We start from the raw sequence: 22,469 nt of genomic DNA, 5'->3' as shown, positions 1-22,469 counted from the left end.
TTAGGGAAGAGAGAAGGAAGGAGGGGTTACGAATGGATTCTTTTAAAGCAATTGTCATTAAGGAACAGGAAGGCGAACTGGCTTACGGAGTGGAACAAATTGATGAAGACCAATTGGCGCAAGGTGAGGTCTTCATCAAAGTGGCGTTTTCTTCGATCAATTATAAAGACATGCTGGCGGTGCAGAAAAATGGCGGCGTGATCCGGAACTACCCGATGATTCCCGGAATCGATTTGAGCGGTACGGTGGTGCGTTCGGAAGATTCCCGTTTTAAAGAAGGACAGGAAGTCATCGTCACCGGATTTGAAATGGGGATGAGCCATACCGGCGGATTCGCTGAATATGCGCGGATTCCAGCTGATTGGGTGGTGCCGCTGCCAGCGCATTTAAGCTTACGAGATGCGATGATTTTCGGTACTGCCGGATTCACAGCGGCTCTTTCGATAATGGCATTGGAAAAAGCGGGCATGGATCCAAAAAACAATCCAGCGGTGCTCGTGACGGGGTCAACCGGCGGAGTCGGAAGCATCGCCGTACAGATGCTCGCAAAAATCGGCTACGAAAACATCACGGCATTGGTCCGGAAAGACCATCAAGTAGAGGTAGCCAAATCTCTTGGCGCTCATACGGTCATATTCCCGGACGACCTAGGCGAACTGAAAAAGCCGCTGAATAAACAAAAGTTCGATTATGTACTGGATACCGTTGGAGGAGACGTGACGTCCGTCTTGATTCCACAGATTTCCTATGGCGGCAGCATCAGTACATGTGGAATGGCAGCCGGTGTCGAACTGAAAACAACGGTCCTGCCGTTTATCTTGCGCGGCATCAATTTGCTGGGCATCGATTCCGTCAATGTGCCGATCCAAAAACGGCCGGCGATTTGGGAAAAGATCGCAACCGACTGGAATATTGCGGGAACAACATTGGTGGATGAAGTTGCGCTTGAAGAAGTGCCGACAACCATTGATGCCCTTAAAAATGGAGAACATTTAGGCCGTACGATTGTGAAATGCTAAGAGAAAATTAGAAAGGATGAGGACATTGTGACTGATCAAATGCTGAAAAAAACGCAGCTGTTCGCGATATTGAATCTGTTGTTTTATTTTTTGACGCTTGGCGTGAATTACCTCGGTTCGTCCGGGTTCTTTAATGGACAGAGCCAAGGGGATATTTCCGACCAATACTTGACGCTAATTTCCCCGGCGCCTTTTACGTTTTCGATTTGGGGCGTCATTTATAGTTTGTTGTTCATTACCTTAGCCTATTTCTTCATCAAGAGAAAACAGAGAAATGTCAGTGAGCTGATCTTGCTGATTTCTCCTTGGTTTATCTTGAGTTCGGTGTTTAATATGGCTTGGATTGTGGCGTTTTCTTATGAGCGACTGGGCATCTCGACGATTTTAATCATCGGCCTGCTGTTTTCATTGCTCGTCATCATCGGGAAAATCTACACGCACCGTTTTGAAGTTCCGTCTACGCTTGCGGGGCTTAGTTTCACGCTTTACTGTGCATGGGTGACGATTGCGACAGTCGTTAACACTTCTTTGCTATTGGTGCAGCTGGAATGGAACGGTTTCGGCATTTCCTATTCGGTTTGGACATTGATCATCTTAGTGGTTGCGATCGCCTTTGTCCTTATTTACATCTCCCGGTACAAAAACGCGGCTTACCCGCTGCCTTTGGCCTGGGCGTTCTTCGGAATCTACGGTTCGTATAGAAGCGGGCGCGTCGATCCGGAACTGTCGACTGCTATTCAAGGGCTTCTGATTGCGGGCATCGTGATTTTCTTGATCGCAGCGATATGGAGATTCATCAAAAATGGAAATGCGCTGTTCTTGAAACATGCGCGTTAAAGGCAGTAAGCACGTAAAACAGGCTTAAGAATTTCTTATGCCTGTTTTTTTTATTGTCCGCCTTCCGGCAAAAACAGTTCGTTTAGCTGAATTTGCAGCGGGTAAATAAAGGAATGTGTTTCATTTAAAACAACTAACAAAAAGAGGTGTCTATTCATGAAAAACGAAGTGACGATAAAGAATAAACTTGGGCTCGGGACTGCGCCGCTTGGCAATATGTTCAGAGAAGTTCCGGAAGATGAAGCGATGGAGACCATCCGTTCTGCCTGGGATGAAGGAATCCGGTATTTTGATACAGCGCCGTTCTACGGGGCGGGGCTCGCTGAGTTGCGGCTAGGTGAAGTTTTATCTTCCTATAACCGAGATGAATTTCTCTTAAGTTCGAAAGTCGGCCGGATTATCCTCGATGAAAAAGAAGAAAAAGAAGGGCTGTTTGAAGATGGCCGGCAAAATAAAATCGAAACAGATTATACGGAAGACGGCACGCTGAAATCGATTGAAGACAGCTTGAAGCGTTTGAAAACGGATCGCCTCGATATGGTTTTCGTCCACGATCTGTCCCCGGACTTTTTAGGGGATGAATGGATTACGAAATTTGACGAAGCACGCCATGGCGCTTTTAAAGTACTGGACCGTCTTCGTGATGAAGGGGTCATTAAAGCGTGGGGGCTTGGCGTCAATACAACGACTCCAATTGAAGTGGCGCTTGAACTGGAAGAAGCTCATCCCGATTTGAGTTTATCAGCGACCCAATACACCATTCTGCAGCATGAACGGGCTCTTGAACGCATGATGCCGCTGGCGCTTGAAAAAGACGGCGGACTTATCATCGGCGGTTCCTTCAATTCAGGTGCGCTGTTTGGCGGAGATTATTTCGATTACAAAGAAATCACGCCCGAACAGAAAAAGAAAGTCGAGCGCTTTACGGAAATCGCTAAAAACCACGGCGTTAACTTAAAAGATGCCGCGATTCAATTTTCAACAGCGCATCCTGCTGTTAAAGCAGTAGTGACGGGTTCGACAAGACCGGATCGCATCAAAGAAGACATGAAGGCATTGAAAGCGGTCATTCCAGCGGCCTTCTGGCAAGAGCTGCTTGAAGAGAAGCTGATTTCTGCAAAAGCCGTATTGCCGAAATAAGCACCAGCCACGAAAATAGTCCAATAAATCCAAAATGGCCCCAGTCCATTTTGGATTTATTTTGTTCGAGCAGAATCTCCTATTCCGCGAGCTAGAATTCTTGTAGTCCACATGAGCCTATGCTAATTTGGATAAATGAGCCAATAGAAAAGGGGAATATAATAGATGAAACCAGAATTCAATGCTTTATTCGAAGAAATCAAATTGCCGAACGGCGTCGTTTTGAATAACCGCTTAGGCGTTGCACCAATGACAACATACTCAGGAAATCCGGATGGTACGGTATCGGATGAAGAATTGCTTTACTACCGCCGCCGCTCGAATATCGGCAGCTTGTTCATCACTGCCTGCATCGCCGTTTCAGAGAATGGCATCGCATTCCCAGGGCAATTCATCGCGTTCAAAGAAGACCTGATCATGCCACGTTTGAAGCAATTGGCCGCTGAAATGAAAACAAACGGCAATAAAGCCATTCTGCAAATGCAGCACGGCGGACGCCAAGGTCAGCCGGAACTGATTGAAGCAAATGAAACGGTAGCACCAAGTTCAGTTGGGGGAACGCCTGAAAAAGCAGCACCCCGTGAATTGACAGCTGAAGAAATCACGAACATCATCCGTGACTTCGGCGAAACGACGCGCCGGGCAATCGAAGCTGGTTTTGACGGCGTGGAAATCCACGGAGCGAATACGTATTTGCTTCAGCAATTTGTCTCGGAAGCGACCAATCGCCGCGAAGACGAATGGGGTGGAAGCTTTGAGAACCGTTTGAAATTCCCGCTCGCTGTTCTAGCGGAAGTGAAGCGCGTAGGGGCAGAATTCGCAAATGAAGAATTTATCGTCGGCTACCGTTTGTCTCCAGAAGAATACAGCGATTTGGGCGTTGGCTACACGATCGAAGAAACAAAAGTTCTGACTGAGAAGTTGATCGAAGGCGGCATCCACTACTTGCACGTATCGTTGATGGATTATAAAAAACGTCCGCACAACGAAGCGATTGAAGGGACAATCGTGGAGATTCTGTCTAAGCAAATCGCAGGTCGCGCAGCGTTCGTCGTTGTCGGAAACGTAAGAAAACCGGAAGACGCCGTTGCAGCACTTAAAGAAGGCGCGGATATTGTCGTGATGGGCCGCCAAGCATTGGTTGATCCGGAATGGACGGAAAAAGTGAAACAAGGAAAAGAAGACGAGATTTTCCACAGTGTTCCAAAAGAGCGGAACGGCAAGCTTGATATCCCGGGACCGCTTTGGCAGTTGATGTCGATGTACAAAATGGTCGAAATCGAAGAAGAAGTGAACGTTTAATTTTCGATATCTTTCAAAACAAGAGGCAAGCGCCATTTTTCAGCGCTTGCCTCTTTTATTTATTTTCCGAAAATCTCTTCAGATACTTCGACGATATAGCGAAGCTTGTCCCATTGCTGCTGTTCAGTGAGGATATTGCCGTGGTGGGTTGAGGCAAATCCACATTGCGGACTGATGCATAGTTGCTCAAGCGGGACATACTTGGCGGCTTCTGCTACACGTGCTTTAATGATTTCTTTGTCTTCGAGTTCGCCGTTTTTCGAAGTAAAGACACCGAGTACCACTTTTGGCCCGCCAGCGGGAATGTGTTCAAGCGGTTGGAAACTGCCGGAGCGGTCGTCATCGTATTCCAGGAAGAAGCCGTCCACTTGTTCTTTGGCGAATAGGGTCGGGGCAATCAGCGCGTAGCTTCCTTCAAATGCCCAGTCGGACTGGTAGTTGCCTCGGCACAGATGGGTCGTTACGGTAAGGTCTTCCGGTTTGCCTTCAAGGACGCCGTTTGCGACGCGCAGTGCAAGGTCGATCAAGTATTCGCGGCTATACTTGCCGTCGTTGAACGGGATATCCGGAGACGATAAGCCGGCAATATAGACATCGTCAATTTGAATATAGCGCGCTCCTAAATCATAGAACGTTTTAAAAGCATCACGGTAAGCTTGGATCACGTCTGTTGCGTAGTCTTCAAGATCCGGATAGAAATTTGCATTGCGAATGCCTTCATTGAAGAATTGGTTCGGACTTGGAATCGTCAGTTTCGGAATTGCACGGCCGCCGACAATTTCTTTGAACTCGATAAAGTCTTTGATAAAAGGATGATTGTCGTTAAAGGAAATTTTGCCGATATTCCGCACATCATACGCTTCAGTTTCAACATTTTTGAATCGATAGCCCGTTTCCGGCGTATAGCCTTCAAAACCGTTGATATGGGCCATGAAATCAGTGTGCCAGAATGTGCGGCGGAATTCGCCATCAGTCACAGCCTTTAAACCGACTTCGATTTGCTTGTCGACGATGCGCTTGATTTCAGTCGTTTCCACCTCCCGCAGCTGTTCCTCTGTGATAAGGCCTTCTTTAAATTCTTTTCGTGCTTGATGGATGCTGTCCGGACGGAGAAGGCTTCCGACGTGATCTGCTTTGAATGGAGCATTAACTACAGTTTTCGGTGTTTCAGTAATTGGGTTTGTCATGTGGAATTCCTGCTTTCTGTTTTTAGTTTGGGTCAAGCCCGTTTTGCAGGGCTCTCATTCAAATGAAAAAGAGCCCTCTTCAATAAAGAAGAAAGCTCCCGTCAGGAAATCTGTTCTTCTCATCTTCTAGGCTTTCGCCTATTGGAATTAGCACCTTGCCCGTGGGCGGTTGCTGAGACATCGTAGGGCCAATTCCCTCCGTCTCTCTTGATAAGAAATCGATTATTCAGTTTGTTGTGATTCGATGTTTATAACCATAAGCCAGTTTGGAAGGAAATGCAAGGATATTCGGGAAATTTATTTTTCTAAACTTATTGAGGGAACATCAGTAGAACATGAGGCGTCTAAAAAATGCTGTCTAAAATCATCCAGTTATACTACGATAAGTGAAGAGAAATAAGAAAAAAGAGGGAATTGAAGATGGGGAAAATAAATGCATTCGTCAAGACAAAATGGAAGTATCTATTGGCCGTCGTCATTGCTTTTGCAGTCGGCGGAAGCCATGGGTTTTTACAATCCCCGACATATAGTTCTACAACCGATAATCAAAAAAAGCAGGAAAAGCTCGAAGCGTCCACTAAAGAATTAGCATCAAAAGTGGAAGCGTTGGAAGCAGCGAACAGCGAGTCTGATAAAAAAATCAATGAATTGAAAGCGCAATTGAAAAAAATGGAGACACCTTCGCAGCAGCAGGCGGTTGCTCGCGCAGATAACTTCTTGAAATACTCGCCTTTTTCAGAGAGCGGGTTGATTGAACAATTAGTGGTTGCGGGCTATAGCGAGGGAGATGCCATGTATGCGGTTCAAAGCTTGGAAGTGGATTGGCAGGCCAATGCAGTAGAAGAGGCGGAAGGCTATGTGAAGTATGGCGCTTTTTCGCGTAAAGAGTTAATTGATCAATTAAAGTCTGGCGGCTACAGTGAAGAAGATGCCACGTATGCAGTAGATTCTGTAGGGTTATAACAATAACAATAAAGATGGGAAGTTCTCTATTAAAAGAGAACTTCCCATCTTTTGTACATTTCTTAGGTGTAAATTTAAAAGTAAACAAAAAATAATCACTTTGTCGCGTTTAATGTAAATAAATGTATTAATTTAGAAACCTATAGACTACAATGAACAGAAAGAGTGGAAAGAAGGAATAATAAATGGAAAAAATTCTAAGGTTTGTTAAACATAATTGGAAGTATATAATAATAGCCTTTATTGCTTTAATTATCGGTGGTAGTTTTGGGCCTTCACAATCAGAAGTAGATGCCTCTACAACTGAAAATCAAAAAATGCAAAAAGAACTTGAATAAGAAAATGAAGAATTGGTATTGCATATTGAAACACTTGAAGCTGACAATAAAGAATTTGTTGAAAAAGTTAAAGAATTAGAAGCGAAAGTAAAAGAAGCAGAGCCGTTTTTCCTATTAGAAGAAAAAGAAAGAAAAGCGAAAGAAGCGGAACTGAAGAAAAAAGAAGAGGAAGAAAAAGCGAAAAAAGCAGCTGAAGAAAAGGCTGCTAAAGAAAAAGCAGAGGCTGAGGCAAAAGCGAAAGCAGAAGCGGAGGCGAAAGCAAAAGCCAAGGCCGAAGAAGAAGCGAAAGCAAAAGCTGATGCGGAGGCAAAGGCACAAGCCGCTAAAGATGCAGAAACACTCTCACAGCAACAGGCGATCGGGATGGCTGAGAATTATCTTGGGTCTATGGCTTTTTCGAAATCGGGTTTGATTGAACAATTAGTTTACGAAGGCTTTAGTAATGCAGATGCTACGTATGCAGTTGAAAGCATTGAAGTGGATTGGAGTGAACAGGCAGTTAAAACTGCTGAGAATTATCTTGATTCGATGTCCTTTTCAAGATCCGGTTTGATTGAGCAATTAATATATGAAGGCTTCAGTAACGCAGATGCCACGTATGCAGTAGATTCCGTAGGGTTATAAAAAATAGACGCTGAGCTCCCCGATTTCTAGGGAGCTCAGCGTCTTTTATAAGGGAAGAATTAATGGATATCCCGTTTTTTAAAGTTTCCGCCTCGGACTTCGGCAACGTCATAAACCGCTACGAATGCGTTTTTGTCGATTTCGTAGATGATTTCTTTCATTTTGCTGTCTTCCAAACGGTTGATGATGCAAGTGATTTCTTTATACTGATCGTTTGTATAAGCACCTTTTACCAAGCTGTAAGTGGCATTTCGACCAAGGCGGTCGTAAATCGTCTGCACAAGAAGATCCGGTTCTTGCGAAATGATTTTATAGGTTTTCGAGCCGCTGAACCCTTCTTCAACAAGGTGGATGACTTTAGAAGCGATGAAATAAGCGATTCCGGAAAGGAAAGCCCCTTGCAGTCCGAAAACGAATGAAACGACGATAAAGACAAATAAATTTAAGAATAAGATCATGTCACTCGTACCGAATGGCAATTTACGCGAAAGCAGCACAGCGAGCATGTCGATTCCATCTAAAGCGCCGCCGTTCCGCAAAGCGAGACCCATCCCGAAGCCGATAATGATTCCTCCAATAACTGTGACGAGCAGCGTATCGCCTTCGATAATGGTTGGAATGTGGTGCATGACGGTTGTCGCATACGCTAAGGAAGCAATGCCGATGATGGAATAGATGGCAAAGCTTTTCCCGATCTGTTTATAGCCAAGATAGACGAATGGAATGTTGAGGACAGCGATCAGTAAGCCAAGCGGCAAACCGAATAATTGCGAGCCGACGATGCTGAGGCCGGTGACGCCGCCATCTGAGACGTTGTTTGGAATTAATACAGCTTCAAGTCCATAGGCTGTGATAAAGGCGCCGATGATGATCGGCAATGCTTTTTTGATTATTCTCCCGATGCTCATTTTACGTTTTTCGGATATTGCACTCATATGCTATTCCTTCTTTCCAGCAGTTTCTTGAATATTTTTTTACTCTAACTATTAAATATAAACTTTTTTATCCTTTTTTAACAGGATAAATGGAAAAAATCAGCACATGAAAGATTTTATCTGTACTAATATAATCAGAAAATTCTGTTTTATTTAAGGCGTTAGCCGCGTATAATTGACTTAGGAAGTAGTGAGGCTTTCTCCATACATAACAGCTTGCTTCCTAGACCGAGGAAAATCCAAGGGAAGGGCGGAATGTTGATGATTGAGAATCTGTTTTATTCACAAGAAAATCACGGGCCATTTGAGATTTATGAGCTAGGGGATTTTAAGTTGGAAGAAGGGGGTACGATTCCCAATTGCCAATTGGCGTATGCAACGCATGGCCAATTGAATGAAGCGAAGAATAACGCCATCCTGATTCCAACTTGGTTTTCAGGAACCAGCAAAGATTATGAAACTTACATCGGGGAAGACAGAGCGCTTGATCCGGCAGAATATTTTATCGTGGTGATCAATCAGATTGGGAATGGCTTGTCGAGTTCGCCGCATAATAGCCTAGAATCCATCAGTATGAGCGGTTTCCCGAAAGTGCGCATCGGAGACGATGTACGGGCGCAGCATCAATTGATAACGGAAAAATTCGGAATCGAGGAATTAGCTTTAGTGGTCGGCGGGTCCATGGCAGCGCAGCAAACTTACGAATGGGCAGTTCGATTCCCAGATATGGTCAAGCGGGCGGCGCCAATTGCAGGCACTGCTAAAAATACGGTCCATGATTTTCTGTTCACCCAGACGCTGATGGATGCCATCACTTCTGATCCGGGTTGGAATGGCGGCAATTACACTTCCCATACAGAAGTCGCGGGCGGCTTGAAGCGGCATGCCGATATTTGGGCCGTCATGGGCTTTTGTCCGGAGTTTTTCAATCAAGAAAAATGGGATTTGTTTGGTGTAGCGACTGTGGATGAATTGGTCGGCGGTTTTTTGGAGCCTTTCTTTCAAGCGATGGACCCGAATGCGCTGCTTGCCATGGGCTGGAAGTGGCAGCGCGGCGATGTCAGCCGGTTAACGGACGGAGACTTGGAAAAAGCGCTTGGGCGCATTAAAGCTGTCACGTATGTCATGCCGATCGATACCGATATGTTCTTTCCGCCAAGCGATTGCGAAAGGGAACAGAAAATGATTCCAAATAGCGAGCTCCGTGTCATTTCAAGCATCGCCGGCCATTTCGGATTGTTCGGCGGAGAAGGGGAAGCGTATCACGGCCAAATCGACCGTCACTTGAAAGAGCTGCTTTCGGTGCCAGTAAAACAAGGTGTCCATGATTGATTGGAGCAAAAAGGAATTTCGATCAACTCATGGAGGGGATAATAAAAGAAAAGCATACAGAAAAACGCGGCCTTCATTTTGAAGGCCGCGTTTTTATTTCGTTAACGATGCTGGTGAACGTGTTTATGGCTTAACGCTTTCAAGCCGATTTTCGCGAGCTTTTCGTGGCCGGCTTTGGTCGGATGAATGTCCCCTTTGATTAAATATTTTGCTTGGTTATCGCCAAATGCATGGTAGGAATCTGCCAATTTCACATTCTTATGTGAGTTAGCGACGTCTTTATACATGGCGTTAAGTTCCGGTAAGTACAGATCAGCGACTTTGTGGAATGGGCTGTTTAAGTGGAACGGGTTGTACAAGTTGTACAATACAACTTTCGCTTTCGTCAACGAGCGAATTTCTTTGACGATGGCATGGAGATTTTTGAACGCATCATTTTCGGCTAATTTTTTCTCAAGCAAACGGTGGAACAATTTCGTATCTCCGCGGCTCTCTGCATAGGCAGCTCTTAAACTGGCAAGGAAATCATTGCCGCCAATTTGGACAGTCACATAATCCGCTTTTTTCACTGACTGGCGGAAATGTTTATTCTTTTTGAGTGCAGCGAGCAGGTCATCGGTCTCTGCACCGGAAACCGCCAAATTTTTCACATGCAAATCGGCTTTCTCTCCGATCAAATACGGATAGGCGTATTTCGCAGGCTTTTCGTTATTGCGCTCGGGGCTAAAGCCGAACGGGATGGAATCTCCTAAAGAAACTAGGGAATCGTGATGGCGGTCATTATGGGCAAAAGCAGTCGTCAAAGGCAAAGAAAGAGCCATTACCAACAGAATGACAATTCGTAACAATTTGCTCATCAGGCGCACCTCCTTTCCTGTTTTTTTACTCAAAGTGTAATCCTCTGTAAGTAGAATGTCTGTAGTCAGAAAAGACTGTTTTTTAATAAAATATCAATTTATTAATAATCCTATCTTTTGAAGAATAACGGATGAAACAATCTAACAAAGGGTATAGGGAAGAAAACTGGAAAGGGTGATGGGGAATGAAAGCAAGATTGAACTGGAACGGTGGAATGGCTTTTGATGGCTTGACGGAATCGGGCCACCGGGTGCTGCTCGATGCGGGGGAAGAAAGTGGGGGCGCGAATAGCGGACCTCGGCCGCCGGAAGTATTATTGCATGCGGCGGCGGTTTGTACCGGAATGGACATTGTCTTAGTGCTCAATAAAATGCGCTTAAAAGTGGATGAATTTTATATGGATATCGAAGGCACTCGTGCTGAAGAGCATCCAAAGCGTTTCACTGAAATTGCCATCACGTATTATTTAAAAGGAGAGCTTCCGGAAGACAAAGTCATTCGAGCGATCAAATTATCGAGCGAAACTTACTGCACTGTCATCCATTCACTCAATGCCACGACCAGCTACCATTATGCGATCAATGATGAGCCTGTAAAAACCGTGGATTAAGGAAGGCAATTCAAAAAAACACCTCCGACAAAAATCGGAGGTGTTTTTGTATATCGCTTATTACGGGTTTGTTGACCAAAGGCCAGCTGATTTCAAGAGAACGCGTGGGTGAAGTTTCAATTGAGCCACCATCATTTCAGCCAAATCTTCCGGCTGCATGACTTTCTCCGGGTTGCCGTCTGTCAAGTTTCCTTCAATCGCAAGGTCGGTAGCGACGGTGCTTGGCGTCAAAGCCGTCACACGGATATTGTGTTTTCTGACTTCCAGCATTAACGACTCCGTCAATCCCATAACGCCGAATTTCGAAGCGCTGTATGCGCTTGTTACTGGCGCGCCTTTTTGTCCAGCTGTTGATGAAATGTTGATGATGTCGCCGGATTGGCGCTCGATCATTTGCGGCAATACGGCACGGGTTACGTAATAGACACCCATTAAATTCGTATCGATCGTGTTTTTGAATTCTTCAGCCGATAATTCAAGGAATTTACCGAATTTGCCGATTCCAGCGTTGTTGATCAAAATATCAATCGGCCCAAGTTCAGCCGTGATGTGCTCGACTGCTGCATTGACCGCGTCCATATCTGCTACGTCTGCAACAGCAAATACTGTTTTTACCCCGTATTGCTCAAGTTCTGCAGCTGTTTTTTCCAAATTGGCTGCCGTACGTCCGACAAGCCCTACATTGATGCCTTCTGCTGCAAAAGCAATGGCTGTTGCGCGTCCGATTCCTCGGCCAGCTCCTGTGATCAATGCTGTTTTTCCTGTTAAGTTTTGCATATATACCGCTCCTCTAGTGTGAAGAAATAAGTTCCATTCATCAGTGTAGCAAAATGCGGTGAAAAAACTAACTGAAGCGCTCAGGAAAAAAGAAAAACAGCAGGAAAAATTCCTGCTGCGGGTGAAACGGGTTTATTCGGCTTCTGCAGCGACTTCGATGTGCCGGAAGCTTGCAACGTCGAACAAGCCGCGGTCGGTCAATTTCAAATGGGGGATCACCGGCAATGACAAGAACGACAAAGTGAGAAAGGCATTGAAATGAATGGGCGCACCGATTTGCAGCAAACTTTCATCCAAGGTTTTGAGCTGGCTATAAACGGCAGTAAAGGGTTCTTTTGACATGAGCCCGGCAATCGGAAGTGACAGGCTTGCCAAAATTTTACCGTCTTGAACAACAACGAGTCCGCCTTGCAATTGGTGGAGCGCATCCGCTGCATATTTGATGTCTTCATCATTCGTCCCGACGGCAATGATATTATGCGAATCATGCGCAACGGTTGTCGCAATGGCCCCATTTTGGATGCCGAGACCTTTGACGAGGCCAAGCCCGATATTGCCGGTCGCCCGGTGGCGTTCAATCACGGCCATCTTCAAAAGATCCTGATTGGCATCTGAAACAAAGAAGCCATTTGAAACAGAGGCTTTTTCGATGAGATGCTCCGTGATGAGATTGTTCGGGTTGATGCCGATGATATGGGCTGCCTTGCTTTCGCCTAGAGGGATCTGCAAATCGCGAATCGATAGCTCCGCCATTTGAACAGTGTCTTGGACTAAAGATGCATCGCTCATTTCTTCGTTTGGCCCCGTGTAGCGGCCTTCTTTTGCAGCAAGCACGCCGCCTTTAAAGACTTCTGAAATCGTGAAATCTTCCAAGCTATCGAGCAGCAGGAAATCTGCATCATAGCCAGGGGCAATCGCGCCTTTTTGAGTTAATCCAAAGCATTGCGCCGCATAAAAGCTGCCCATTGAAATGGCTGTGATCGGCTGGATGCCTTGTTGGATGGCAACGCGTACGTTGTAATCGACGCTGCCTTCTTCAACTAAGTCATCTAAATGCTTATCGTCTGTACAGAACAAGCAGCGATGCGCATTTTGTTCTGTGACGCCTTCAAGCAATGCATGGAGGTTTTTCGCGACGGACCCTTCACGCAGCATCACATATAAGCCGCGTTCAAGGCGTGACACCATTTCTTCTTTAGAGACGCATTCGTGGTCGGTTAAAATACCGGCAGTCCCGTATACATTGATGTCGTTTTCGGAAAGTCCCGCCGCATGGCCATCGATTTGCGGGCTGAGCAAAAGCTTATCCAGCATGGCATCGTCTCCGCGCAAGACAGCAGGGAAATCCATTACTTCCGCCAATCCGAGAACTTGGCCGCGCTGAAGAAAAGGGGCCAAGTCTTCGGCGGAGAGCTTAGCGCCGGCGTTTTCAAAAGGAGTGGAAGGGACACACGAAGGAAGCATCACTTTGATGTCGAGCAAAGTGGATTCTGCGTCTTTTAGCATGAATTCAATTCCATCAGTCCCGCTGACGTTGGCGATTTCATGTGGATCCGTTATCACGGTCGTAACTCCGTGCGGCAAGACGACTTGTGAAAATTGCCGTGGCGTCACCATCGATGATTCGATATGGACATGGGCATCGATCAAGCCAGGTGCGATAAATTTTCCAGCTGCGTCGATTTCAACTGCGCCTTCGTAATTGCCGATGCCGACGATCATGCCATCAGCAATGGCCACATCTCCAGTCGTTAAGCTTTTTGTGAAGACGTTGACGATGGACGCGTTTCGAATGACGAGGTCCGCCTTTTGTTGCTTGTTGGCGGCGTCGATTCTTTTTTTCAATTGGGATTTATTCACAGTGCTCAGGCTCCTTTGAGTGGTTTCGGATAAAATAAACTATGCTTCATTTTACCTGAAAAAGAATGAAGGGACAGCAACAAATAAGAAAATAAAAAAGCGGCTGCATCTGCCTGCAGCCGCCTTTCAATTCGTTAAATAGATGCTTTCGCTGTATTTCGTTTCTTTTCGTTTTGGTCGATTACAGCAGTTCCGACCAAGTCGCCGGTTACGTTCAAGGCAGTACAGCCCATGCCGACAAGTGCATCGATGGCTGTCAGCAAGGCCACAGCTTCCATAGGCAAGCCGAGTTGGACAAAGACTGTCGCAATCATGACGATGCCGGCTCCTGGAATCCCGGCCGTTCCGATGGAAGCAAGTGTTCCGACTAGCACGACCAATAACATATCTGTAAGGCTCAGAGGATCGCCGATTAGATTAGCGGCAAACACAGCCGACACAGCGATTCGGATGGCGGCGCCGTCCATATTGATCGTCGCACCGAGCGGAATGCTGAAGCCGTAGAGGCTTTTCGGTACGCCAAGATTTTTCGCCGCTGTTAAAGTCAGCGGCAACGTGCCTGAACTGCTTTGCGTAACGAAGGCCGTAAGCATCGGTGTACGCGCTTGTTTAAAGAATCGGCCAGGTTTGACTTTGAACAGGATCAAAATAAGGGTGTAGAGAACGATTTGAACTGCAAGTGCCGCATACAAGACAAGAATCATTTCCCCTAAAGAGAAGAGCGTATCCAAGCCTTGGCTGCCGATCGTTTTCGCCATGATGGCAAAGACGCCGATTGGCACGTATTGAAGGACGATTTTCAAAATCAGCAGCGTCGCTTCATTCAATGCTTCGATTGACTTATAAAGATGGCCGCCGAGTTCTCCGAGTTCTGAGGAACTGCGCATATAAGAAATGGCGATGCCGAATGCGAATGCTGTGAAAATGATGCCAAGCAAATTGAGTTCGCTGAACGCAGTGAAAATATTAGACGGTACAATATTCAACAGAACGCTGACGATGCCTGGGTTATCCGGAACATCAAACGTTTCGCTGCCGTCCAGCTGCATGCCGGTTCCCGGCTGGAAAATGCTCGCTACTGCCAACCCGACTATGATGGCAAATGCGGAACTGAACGTGTAGTAGAGGAATACTTTCCCGCCCATGCGTCCTAGGTCGCCGATCTGGGTCTGGTTAACGCCGACAATAAGAGTGAATAAGATCAGCGGGATGATTAAGAACGTCAGCAAATTCAAAAGCAAATCGCCGAATGGAGCGAGTGCAACAGCGTCTTCTCCGAAAATGACGCCGACCACGATGCCGAGAATAAGTGCAACGGTAATTTTTAAAATTAACGAGGCATCTAAATATTTTTTCCAAATGGCTTTCATAAACTAAGGTCCTCCTGAAGGGATAATTAATTATCTAGTTAATGCTGATAGATTTACTAGGAATTATATTTTAAGTTATAGCACAAAAGGAATCTTGTCAAAACCAATGCTCAAATTACAGGATTATCAGAAGGAAGCAAAAGAAAAAGATGCAAAACGATGATCGCTTTGCATCTTTTCAATTCTTTACTGTTTATCATTTTTGTATTGCATATAGACGACTTGAGTGGCCAGGAAATCTTCCATCCCGTGTTTGCCATCAGCTCCGCCAAGTCCGGACTGGCGCATGCCGGCATGATAGCCTTGAATGGCCTCGAAATTCTCCCGGTTTACGTAAGTTTCACCGAATTTCATTTCATTAACGACGCGCATCGCTTCGTTCAAATCATCTGTGTAAACGGAAGACGATAAACCGTAGACGGTGTCATTCGCTTTTTCAATCGCTTCGTCCAAGGTTTTAAACGTAGTGATTGGAAGGACGGGCCCGAAAATCTCTTCCCGGATGATCGCTGAATCATGTTCTACATTCGTCAAAATGGTTGGCTTGTAGAAAAAGCCGTTGTCAAAATCAGGGCGCTCTCCGCCAGTCGCGACTACAGCACCTGCAGCTACGGCTTCTTGTACCATTTCTTCAACCGTTTCAAGACGGTCTTCGCTGATCAGCGGACCTACTTCGACGTCTTTGTCCTGTCTCGGATTTCCGAGTTTTTTCGCTTCAAATGCTTTGATCAATTTCTCGGTCAATGCTTCCGCTACGCTTTCATGGACATAAACACGTTCTGCATTTGTGCAGGCCTGGCCGCCATTTGCAAGACGCGAAGTGGTGATCGCTTCAGCTGCAAGATCCAAATCGGCGTTCTGTGTCACGATGGCTGGTGCTTTGCCGCCCAGTTCCAAGTTTACTTTCGTGATGTTCTGTGCCGCCGCTTCCATCACTTTCGTCCCGGCCTGGACACTGCCCGTCATGGTGATCAATTGCACTTTTTTGTGGGAGGCAAGTGCGTTGCCGATTTCAGAACCGGTACCCATCACCACGTTGTAAACACCAGCCGGAATTTCTTCCATTGCATCCACGATCTTGGTGAATTCCATTGTGGTATTTGGCGTCTGCTGGCTCGGTTTGATAACAATCGTACAGCCTGTCACTAAAGCCGTCGCAACTTTACGCGCTAAAATGAAGACCGGGAAGTTCCATGGAATGATCCCCGCTACAACGCCGATCGGCTTTTTGTAAACGAAGATATTTTCATTTGGGCGGTCGCTTGGCACGATTTCACCTTCAATTCTTCTGGCCCATTCGGACATATAATGGAAATAATCAATGGCTAAATCCACTTCTCCACTCGCTAATTCATAATCTTTTCCTTGTTCTTCCTGCAATAAATCAATGAACGTATCGCGTCTTTTCGCGATTTCGTCACCTAGTTTCCGGACAATCTTCCCGCGTTCGATATTTGGGGTCAATTCCCAGGCTTGCTGAGCTTGAAAAGCAGCTTCGACGGCTTTATCTACATCTTCTGCCGTGCCTTTTGGGATTCTGGAGATGACTTCTTCAGTGGAAGGATTGAGGATATCAATCCATTCAGCGCCGGTGGATTCTACGTATTTACCGTTCACGTACAATTGGTGGTTTTGCAAATCAATTCCTCCTAATATTTTGAGTTTAGTGTATTTTTCCCTTAAACCAATTTACTAAACTGAGGATAATACACTAAAAATAGGATAAATTCGTTGTACAAAAAATTCTTTCTTTTGAAAAATGGGCGTGGGAAGAAATAAATGAAATTCATGTATAATGAGGTAAAAGTATGAGTCAATTAGGGAATCAGGAATCGATCAATTTCCAAAAGGAGGCTGACCATGAATATTGGGATTATCGGAACGGGTAATATTGCTTCGTATCTATTGGAACAAATCAATCAGTATCAAAAGGTAGAGGGACGGGTCATCGCCATTTTCGGGCGCAACGAAGAAATGGGCCAGCAATTGAGCGAACGGTTTGAAGCTGATTTCTATACGGACATTCAAGGCTTCTTGAATCTGCCGCTTGATATTGTAGTCGAAGCAGCAACGGTCGAAGCGGCGGGCATTTATGTGAAAGATGTCGTGGAGCATCAAAAGGACCTCGTCGTCGGCAGCATCGGTGTTTTCAAAGACATGCCTTTTCTGGAAGAACTGAAAAGTTTGGCGGAAGCGAAAGGGACCAATATTTATTTGCCTTCCGGTGCACTCGGAGGATTGGATGTACTGCAATCGGCGAAAGCGGCTGGCGGGTTAGAACGTGTCCAAATCACGACCCGGAAATCTCCGGCATCACTCGGCGTTGAAGCAGAAGAAGAAAGAGTGATCTTCGAAGGCTCGGCGTTTGAAGCGGTTGAAAAATTCCCGAAAAATATCAATGTGGCTCTAGTGCTTGCGATTGCCGGCATCGGCGTTGACAAGACACGCGTCCGCATCATTGTCGATCCGGATATCGAGCGGAATACCCATACGATTGAAGCGGAAGGGACATTCGGCCGGATGAAACTGCAGGTTGAAAACAATCCGATGCCAAGCAATCCGAAAACAAGCTTGCTTGCAGCTTTGAGTATCCTTTCAGTGCTGCAGAATCGAGGGAACGCGCTGCGGATCGGGAATTGATTTGGGAATAATAGACATAATTTTTTCTGCTGTATGTTACACTTGTACTAGCAAAACAAATGAAAGAATCATTGCGATTGAAAGAATGGTTCTTCATTCCAACACTCTGCAAGGAGGGCTAAAATGAAAAAGACATTTGAAACAACTTACGAAGGACGCAGCATCGTAGTGGAAAATCGCTGGCTGGATGGCGAAAAGCTGTTCATCGATGGAGAGCTGCAGGATGAAAATCTGGGACTCAGTTTTCAGGGGAATCTCACGGGGCAGTTGAAAGGCATGAATGGCATGCAAAATGTAAAAGTAGCGATTGGCGGTTTCTTTACAATTGAATGTAAAGTGTTCGTGGATAACGCTTTAGTTTATTCAAGCAGCTATTAAACTGAATAGAAACAGTGAAACAGTGAAACCCCTGAATCCCAGGCCGTTATTAAAAGGCTCTGGATTCAGGGGTTTTTTAAAAGAACGATGAAGTTAAATCAGTTTTTCCGCTCTTCTCATTTGCCGCAGCAATTTGATGAAGAGGAAGATGTACAGAATGACGACAGCACTTACTAAGACCAGTGCAAATTTTGACAGCAAGTTGCCATTCCATGTCAGCACAATGCCGATTTGGCTGACGAGCATGCCGATGAAAATAGCGACATAGAAAAGCAGCATTCGCTTATACATGCTTTTAATGGAAGCGGGATCGGAATAAATCCGTTCGTCTCCGATTGTATTTCTGTCGGCACGGAAATAATGGTATTGGCCAAGCTCAGTTTGCATATGCTCTCAGCCAGCTTCTTTATAAAGCTCGAAATATTCTTCGCTCGATTCCTGAAAATCCGTTTGGTAGATATACGATTTCGATGGATCTTCTTCGAAATAATAAAATCCCCAACGGTATTTATAGAAATGAAATCCTTTCGCAGACATTTCCGTCAGCCAATTGGCTTCTTTTTCGATATCGTAGGCGAGCGTGAGTTTAAATTTCTTCATCGTCTTCATCTGTTTCAGCTCCCTTCAAGATTTCATCGCTGATGGTCAGCATCTTTTTAAAGCGCTGGTACTCCAGTTCGAAAACCGTTTGCCCTTCATCTGTCAGCCGGTATGTCTTTTTTTGGCGGCTTTCTTTTTCAGCGGTGACAAGTTCGATAAGTTTTTGTTTCTGCAGATTGGTCAAGACGCCGTATAGAGTACCCGGTGCGAGGACAATGTCCCCGTCGCTGTATTCAAAAATTAAAGAGGAGAGATTTGTTTCTTGCCGCAAAGTTCTTGGTAAGTTAGCATACAAATTAAGATGAAAAAGCACCGCGCAAAGGGGGAGAAGCGATTGAATATCACGCCGGACATGATCGATAATGAATTAAAGCTGCGGGGAAAACTTTTGGACCGCTTGGTAACCAAATCGACGGAAGAAAAGTTTATCGCGTCCATGCATAACTCCAAGAAACAGATGGATAAAAGCAAAGGGAAAGATGTAAAGGGCCTGGATTGCAACGAAGTGCTGATCAGCCGAAAAGATGATTCCTTGATTCGCGTGCGCATCTATAAACCGCTTTATCCGGTGAAAGATGTTCCGGGGGTGCTATGGATGCATGGAGGCGGCTACGCGCAAGGGGTGCCTGAAATGAGCGGCAAGATGTATCAGCGTTTGATCGAAACGAAAGATTGTGTGATCATCGCACCGGATTACCGGCTATCGGTTGAGGCACCGTATCCGGCGGCGCTTGAAGATTGCTATGAAGTTTTAATGTGGATGAAAAACCATGCAAACGAACTGGGCATCCGAGCCGATCAATTGATGGTTGGCGGGGAAAGCGCTGGAGGCGGATTGACGGCTGCTCTCTCCCTATATGCACGGGACCGGGGAGAAGTGAATCTCGCTTTTCAGATGCCGCTTTATCCGATGATGGATGACCGCATGGAAACAGAATCCGCACGTGAAAATAATGCGCCGGTCTGGAATTCGGACACGAATCGCTGGGCATGGAAATTGTACCTAGGGAAGTTGGAAGGTCAAGACGTACCTGCCTATGCGGCGGCAGCACGGGCAGCGGATTATCGAGAGTTGCCGCCGGCTGCGACCTTTGTCGGCGACATTGAGCCGTTTCGGGACGAAACTGTGCAATACGTCGAAAACTTGCGGAGCGCAGGTGTGCCGGTAGATTTTAACATCTACAAAGGTGCTTACCACGGTTTTGATATCATTCATTCAAAAGCGGAAATCAGCCGCGCAGCGAGAGATTTCCTAATGGACTCTTTCAAATACGCTGCAGAAAATTACTTCGCACCGCAAACTTAAAAGAGCTCGGCAGATGAGTTGATCTGCCGAGCTCTTTTTTTTAGGAGTTTCGAAGTGCAAGTGCGAGGTAGATGACAACTGCATCTTTGAATTCAGTTGGATCTAATCCTGTCAGCTCACGAATTTTTTTCAAGCGGTAAGTCAATGTGTGGCGGTGGATGTTCAACCGTGCAGAAGTGTCCGCATGGTTTTTATTGCATGACAGGAATTCGGTCAAGGTCTGGCATAAGGTATCGCTGAGTCCACTCAGGATCCGGTCTGTGAATTTCTCAAGTTCATCTTTTGGATTACGCTTCAGGAGGGCCATCAGCTCCACGTCTTCAAAATAGATCAATTGCTGGCCAGGCTTGCCGAATCTCAAAGCGTTTCGTGCAGCCAAGTAGGAAGTGCGGATATCGAAAATGCTGTCGACCAGGATGCCGACCCCGATTCTGCCAGGAGCGGTTTTCTGCAGGAAATGAAGCAAGCTGTAAAGTTCCTCTTCGAGTTTCGACGGTCCGGCACCTGCAATGAGCAGGAAGATTTCGTTCAGCTGTGAATGGCCGGCGATGACGGTTTGGCTATCAAAATGCGATTCGAGCTGTTCGATGATCCGCTGCGAAGAAGTAGGCGGTTTTTTCAACTCAATCAAGAGGGTGGTAAAAGACATCTTCCCTTCAATGCCCATTTGGAAGATCCGTTCATGGACGGCAGCGGATAAAGGTTTGCCGCTCGTCAATTCTTCGAAAATCAATTCGTTGCGCTTCCGGTTCCATTCAATATGGGAAGTGATGAGCGACTGGTGGACCATCATCTCGGTCGTCAGTTGAACGAGTGTCGAGATTTCTTTCAGCTCTTCCGGGTTTCCCGTGATGCCAATCACACCGACGAGATTTCCTTGAAAGTGGATGGGCATATTGATGCCGGGTTTGACGCCTTGCCATTCCGTGAGGTCTGCTTCTGAAATCGCAACAGTTTCGCCGGTTTTTGCAACCCGTGCTGCGCCTTCATGAATTTTTTCAATCCGCTCCGCCTCCCCTGAAGCCAAAATCATGCCTTTTGTGTCCATGACATTTAAATTGCGGTTTAGCCGGATCATCGTTTGTTCGACAATTTCTTCCGCTAGCTGTTTTGTAATCATGATTACTCCTTAAGGTATATATATTCTCATTATTTTGTTAATAAAGTTGTACATCAAGTATAATGTATCCGCTTTGCCTTTTCACTATAATTTCATGTAAGCGCTTTATTCACAAGGTAAGGGGGTTTGGGCAGTGAAGATTTTAGTAGCACCGGATTCATTTAAAGGCAGCTTGTCTGCAATGGAAGCAGCTCAAGCAATGAAAGAAGCGATAGCGGAGTTGGATCAAAATCCAGAAATCGTATTGCTGCCGGCGGCAGACGGCGGGGAAGGCACTATGGCAACCATGGTGGAAGCGACTGAAGGCAGCTTGGTCAGCCATTCCGTCGAAGATCCGCTCGGCCGCCAAGTAGCAGCCGCTTATGGTGTGTTGGGTGACGGCAGCACCTGTGTCATCGAAATTGCGGAAGCGTCGGGACTTATGCTTCTCGGTCAACATGAACGGAATCCTTATACGGCTTCGTCATACGGCACAGGAGAATTGATCCGCCATGCACTTGATGCAGGGTTCCGGAATTTTATCATCGGGCTCGGTGGAAGTGCCACAAATGATGGAGGCGCCGGAATGCTTGAAGCACTCGGCATGAAGTTTCTAGATGAAAAAGGGGAAGTGCTTCCACGCGGCGGCGGCTCGTTAGGCGACCTTGTGATGATTGATGATTCCAGTTTTGACAAGAGGATTTCAGAAAGCCGTTTTGTCATCGCGAGTGATGTGGAAAACCCGCTTGTCGGATCAAACGGCGCCTCCGCTGTATTCGGTCCGCAAAAAGGAGCTTCCAAAGAAGCGGTCGAGAAGCTTGACGCCAATCTTCGAAACTATGCAGACGTTGTCGAGCGGCAGACGGGCATTGCCCTCCACGACAGAAAAGGAGCGGGAGCTGCAGGTGGTGCAGGTGGTGCCATGCAGGCCTTTTTCGGAGGACAGATGCAGCGCGGCATCGATGTCGTACTGGACGCCATTCTTTTCCACCAGCATCTCGGGACAGTCGATCTCATTTTAACGGGAGAAGGAAAAACCGATAGCCAGACTTTATCCGGCAAGACGCCGCTCGGCATCGCTGAAGCGGCACAAAAAGCAGGCAAGCCCGTTATTTTAGTTTCCGGTATGGTGGACGCAGCAAGCCTGCCACTTCTCAAGCCTTACTTTACAGAAATCCATGCGGTCGTCGGGGAAGATGTAACAGCTAAACAGTCAATCGCTGAACCCTATCGCCAATTGAAATTGAAGACAAAAAAAGTCATGACAGCTTATTTAAAAAACTAAAAGGGGTGT

24 protein-coding genes and 1 riboswitch are annotated in these 22,469 nt (G+C 46.2%); of the genes, 13 read left to right on the top strand and 11 right to left on the bottom strand.

From position 1 onward, the window contains the following. The first annotated feature begins 32 nt into the window (after positions 1–32). The 4 genes from NFU07_RS15130 (at position 33) to NFU07_RS15115 (ending at position 4,298) form a co-directional block, all read left to right on the top strand. The gene (locus NFU07_RS15130) at positions 33–1,019 is read left to right on the top strand and encodes a YhdH/YhfP family quinone oxidoreductase (protein ID WP_251479515.1); all 987 of its coding nucleotides are present in this window, start codon (positions 33–35) and stop codon (positions 1,017–1,019) included. Positions 1,020–1,046: 27 nt separating this feature from the next. Then, entirely contained in the window at positions 1,047–1,856 is an 810-nt protein-coding gene (locus NFU07_RS15125) for a tryptophan-rich sensory protein (protein WP_251479513.1), read from the top strand. Between the two features lie 156 nt (positions 1,857–2,012). After that, on the top strand, positions 2,013–2,996 hold the full coding sequence (locus NFU07_RS15120; protein WP_251479511.1) for an aldo/keto reductase: 984 nt from the start codon (positions 2,013–2,015) through the stop codon (positions 2,994–2,996). A gap of 165 nt (positions 2,997–3,161) precedes the next feature. Next, complete coding sequence (locus NFU07_RS15115; RefSeq protein WP_251479509.1) at positions 3,162–4,298, top strand: NADH-dependent flavin oxidoreductase; 1,137 nt, start codon at positions 3,162–3,164, stop codon at positions 4,296–4,298. A gap of 59 nt (positions 4,299–4,357) precedes the next feature. Here NFU07_RS15115 and NFU07_RS15110 read toward each other — a convergent pair whose 3' ends face one another. Continuing rightward, complete coding sequence (locus NFU07_RS15110) at positions 4,358–5,485, bottom strand: 5-methyltetrahydropteroyltriglutamate--homocysteine S-methyltransferase (RefSeq protein ID WP_251479505.1); 1,128 nt, start codon at positions 5,483–5,485, stop codon at positions 4,358–4,360. 116 nt (positions 5,486–5,601) lie between these two features. After that, positions 5,602–5,702, bottom strand: a riboswitch (SAM riboswitch). A gap of 203 nt (positions 5,703–5,905) precedes the next feature. Here NFU07_RS15110 and NFU07_RS15105 point away from each other — a divergent pair. From NFU07_RS15105 to NFU07_RS15095, 3 genes are all read left to right on the top strand, one after another. Further along, the gene (locus NFU07_RS15105) at positions 5,906–6,448 is read left to right on the top strand and encodes an Ltp family lipoprotein (protein WP_251479503.1); all 543 of its coding nucleotides are present in this window, start codon (positions 5,906–5,908) and stop codon (positions 6,446–6,448) included. Between the two features lie 185 nt (positions 6,449–6,633). After that, positions 6,634–6,786, top strand: coding sequence for a hypothetical protein (locus tag NFU07_RS15100; protein WP_251479501.1), 153 nt, complete (start codon positions 6,634–6,636; stop codon positions 6,784–6,786). A gap of 18 nt (positions 6,787–6,804) precedes the next feature. After that, positions 6,805–7,410, top strand: a complete 606-nt coding sequence (locus NFU07_RS15095) for an Ltp family lipoprotein (protein WP_309296785.1) — start codon at positions 6,805–6,807, stop codon at positions 7,408–7,410. A 59-nt stretch (positions 7,411–7,469) separates the two neighbouring features. Here the strand turns inward: NFU07_RS15095 and NFU07_RS15090 are convergent, their stop codons facing one another. Further along, the gene (locus NFU07_RS15090) at positions 7,470–8,345 is read right to left on the bottom strand and encodes a YitT family protein (protein ID WP_251479498.1); all 876 of its coding nucleotides are present in this window, start codon (positions 8,343–8,345) and stop codon (positions 7,470–7,472) included. A gap of 261 nt (positions 8,346–8,606) precedes the next feature. Here NFU07_RS15090 and NFU07_RS15085 point away from each other — a divergent pair, with 261 nt between their 5' ends. After that, positions 8,607–9,677 carry an alpha/beta fold hydrolase gene (locus NFU07_RS15085; protein ID WP_251479496.1) on the top strand — a complete coding sequence of 357 codons (1,071 nt, stop codon included), beginning with the start codon at positions 8,607–8,609 and terminating at the stop codon, positions 9,675–9,677. Between the two features lie 101 nt (positions 9,678–9,778). On the opposite strand, the gene NFU07_RS15080 is transcribed toward NFU07_RS15085, so the two are convergent. Continuing rightward, positions 9,779–10,534 (bottom strand): GDSL-type esterase/lipase family protein, encoded by a 756-nt coding sequence (locus NFU07_RS15080; RefSeq protein WP_251479494.1) that lies wholly within the window; start codon positions 10,532–10,534, stop codon positions 9,779–9,781. A 185-nt stretch (positions 10,535–10,719) separates the two neighbouring features. Here NFU07_RS15080 and NFU07_RS15075 point away from each other — a divergent pair, with 185 nt between their 5' ends. Further along, positions 10,720–11,145: an OsmC family protein gene (locus tag NFU07_RS15075; RefSeq protein WP_235198366.1), complete on the top strand. Its 426-nt coding sequence runs from the start codon at positions 10,720–10,722 to the stop codon at positions 11,143–11,145. A gap of 60 nt (positions 11,146–11,205) precedes the next feature. Here NFU07_RS15075 and NFU07_RS15070 read toward each other — a convergent pair whose 3' ends face one another. The 4 genes from NFU07_RS15070 to aldA all read right to left on the bottom strand — a co-directional run bounded on the left by NFU07_RS15070 (position 11,206) and on the right by aldA (position 16,790). Further along, a complete protein-coding gene (locus tag NFU07_RS15070; RefSeq protein WP_251479492.1) occupies positions 11,206–11,922 on the bottom strand; it encodes a 3-ketoacyl-ACP reductase in 717 nt (238 codons plus the stop codon). Positions 11,923–12,054: 132 nt separating this feature from the next. Then, positions 12,055–13,782, bottom strand: a complete 1,728-nt coding sequence (gene ade / locus NFU07_RS15065; protein WP_251479490.1) for an adenine deaminase — start codon at positions 13,780–13,782, stop codon at positions 12,055–12,057. Between the two features lie 134 nt (positions 13,783–13,916). Beyond that, positions 13,917–15,152, bottom strand: coding sequence for a dicarboxylate/amino acid:cation symporter (locus tag NFU07_RS15060; RefSeq protein ID WP_251479489.1), 1,236 nt, complete (start codon positions 15,150–15,152; stop codon positions 13,917–13,919). Between the two features lie 186 nt (positions 15,153–15,338). Next, complete coding sequence (gene aldA / locus NFU07_RS15055; protein ID WP_251479487.1) at positions 15,339–16,790, bottom strand: aldehyde dehydrogenase; 1,452 nt, start codon at positions 16,788–16,790, stop codon at positions 15,339–15,341. A 222-nt stretch (positions 16,791–17,012) separates the two neighbouring features. On the opposite strand from aldA, the gene nadX reads away from it, so the two are divergent. Then, a complete protein-coding gene (gene nadX / locus NFU07_RS15050) occupies positions 17,013–17,792 on the top strand; it encodes an aspartate dehydrogenase (protein WP_251479485.1) in 780 nt (259 codons plus the stop codon). Between the two features lie 123 nt (positions 17,793–17,915). Beyond that, entirely contained in the window at positions 17,916–18,170 is a 255-nt protein-coding gene (locus tag NFU07_RS15045) for a hypothetical protein (RefSeq protein ID WP_251479483.1), read from the top strand. A 93-nt stretch (positions 18,171–18,263) separates the two neighbouring features. Here NFU07_RS15045 and NFU07_RS15040 read toward each other — a convergent pair whose 3' ends face one another. From NFU07_RS15040 to NFU07_RS15030, 3 genes are read right to left on the bottom strand one after another with little or no spacing between them, the layout of a single operon-like run. Beyond that, positions 18,264–18,557, bottom strand: a complete 294-nt coding sequence (locus NFU07_RS15040; protein ID WP_251479481.1) for a DUF2812 domain-containing protein — start codon at positions 18,555–18,557, stop codon at positions 18,264–18,266. 6 nt (positions 18,558–18,563) lie between these two features. Beyond that, on the bottom strand, positions 18,564–18,779 hold the full coding sequence (locus NFU07_RS15035; protein ID WP_251479479.1) for a DUF2812 domain-containing protein: 216 nt from the start codon (positions 18,777–18,779) through the stop codon (positions 18,564–18,566). Further along, positions 18,757–19,065, bottom strand: a complete 309-nt coding sequence (locus NFU07_RS15030) for a PadR family transcriptional regulator (protein WP_251479477.1) — start codon at positions 19,063–19,065, stop codon at positions 18,757–18,759. Before NFU07_RS15030 ends, NFU07_RS15035 begins: the two co-directional genes overlap by 23 nt. Before the next feature lie 39 nt (positions 19,066–19,104). Here NFU07_RS15030 and NFU07_RS15025 point away from each other — a divergent pair, with 39 nt between their 5' ends. Continuing rightward, entirely contained in the window at positions 19,105–20,076 is a 972-nt protein-coding gene (locus tag NFU07_RS15025; protein WP_251479475.1) for an alpha/beta hydrolase, read from the top strand. Between the two features lie 40 nt (positions 20,077–20,116). On the opposite strand, the gene NFU07_RS15020 is transcribed toward NFU07_RS15025, so the two are convergent. Beyond that, complete coding sequence (locus tag NFU07_RS15020; protein WP_251479473.1) at positions 20,117–21,196, bottom strand: CdaR family transcriptional regulator; 1,080 nt, start codon at positions 21,194–21,196, stop codon at positions 20,117–20,119. 133 nt (positions 21,197–21,329) lie between these two features. Here NFU07_RS15020 and NFU07_RS15015 point away from each other — a divergent pair, with 133 nt between their 5' ends. Then, a complete protein-coding gene (locus NFU07_RS15015) occupies positions 21,330–22,460 on the top strand; it encodes a glycerate kinase (RefSeq protein ID WP_251479471.1) in 1,131 nt (376 codons plus the stop codon). Positions 22,461–22,469 lie beyond the last annotated feature (9 nt).

The organism is Planococcus sp. NCCP-2050 (genome assembly GCF_023708025.1).
Classification (GTDB): Bacteria; Bacillota; Bacilli; order Bacillales_A; family Planococcaceae; genus Planococcus.
The sequence above is the reverse complement of the archived record's forward strand: the minus strand, read 5'-3'. Positions and strand labels throughout refer to the sequence as shown.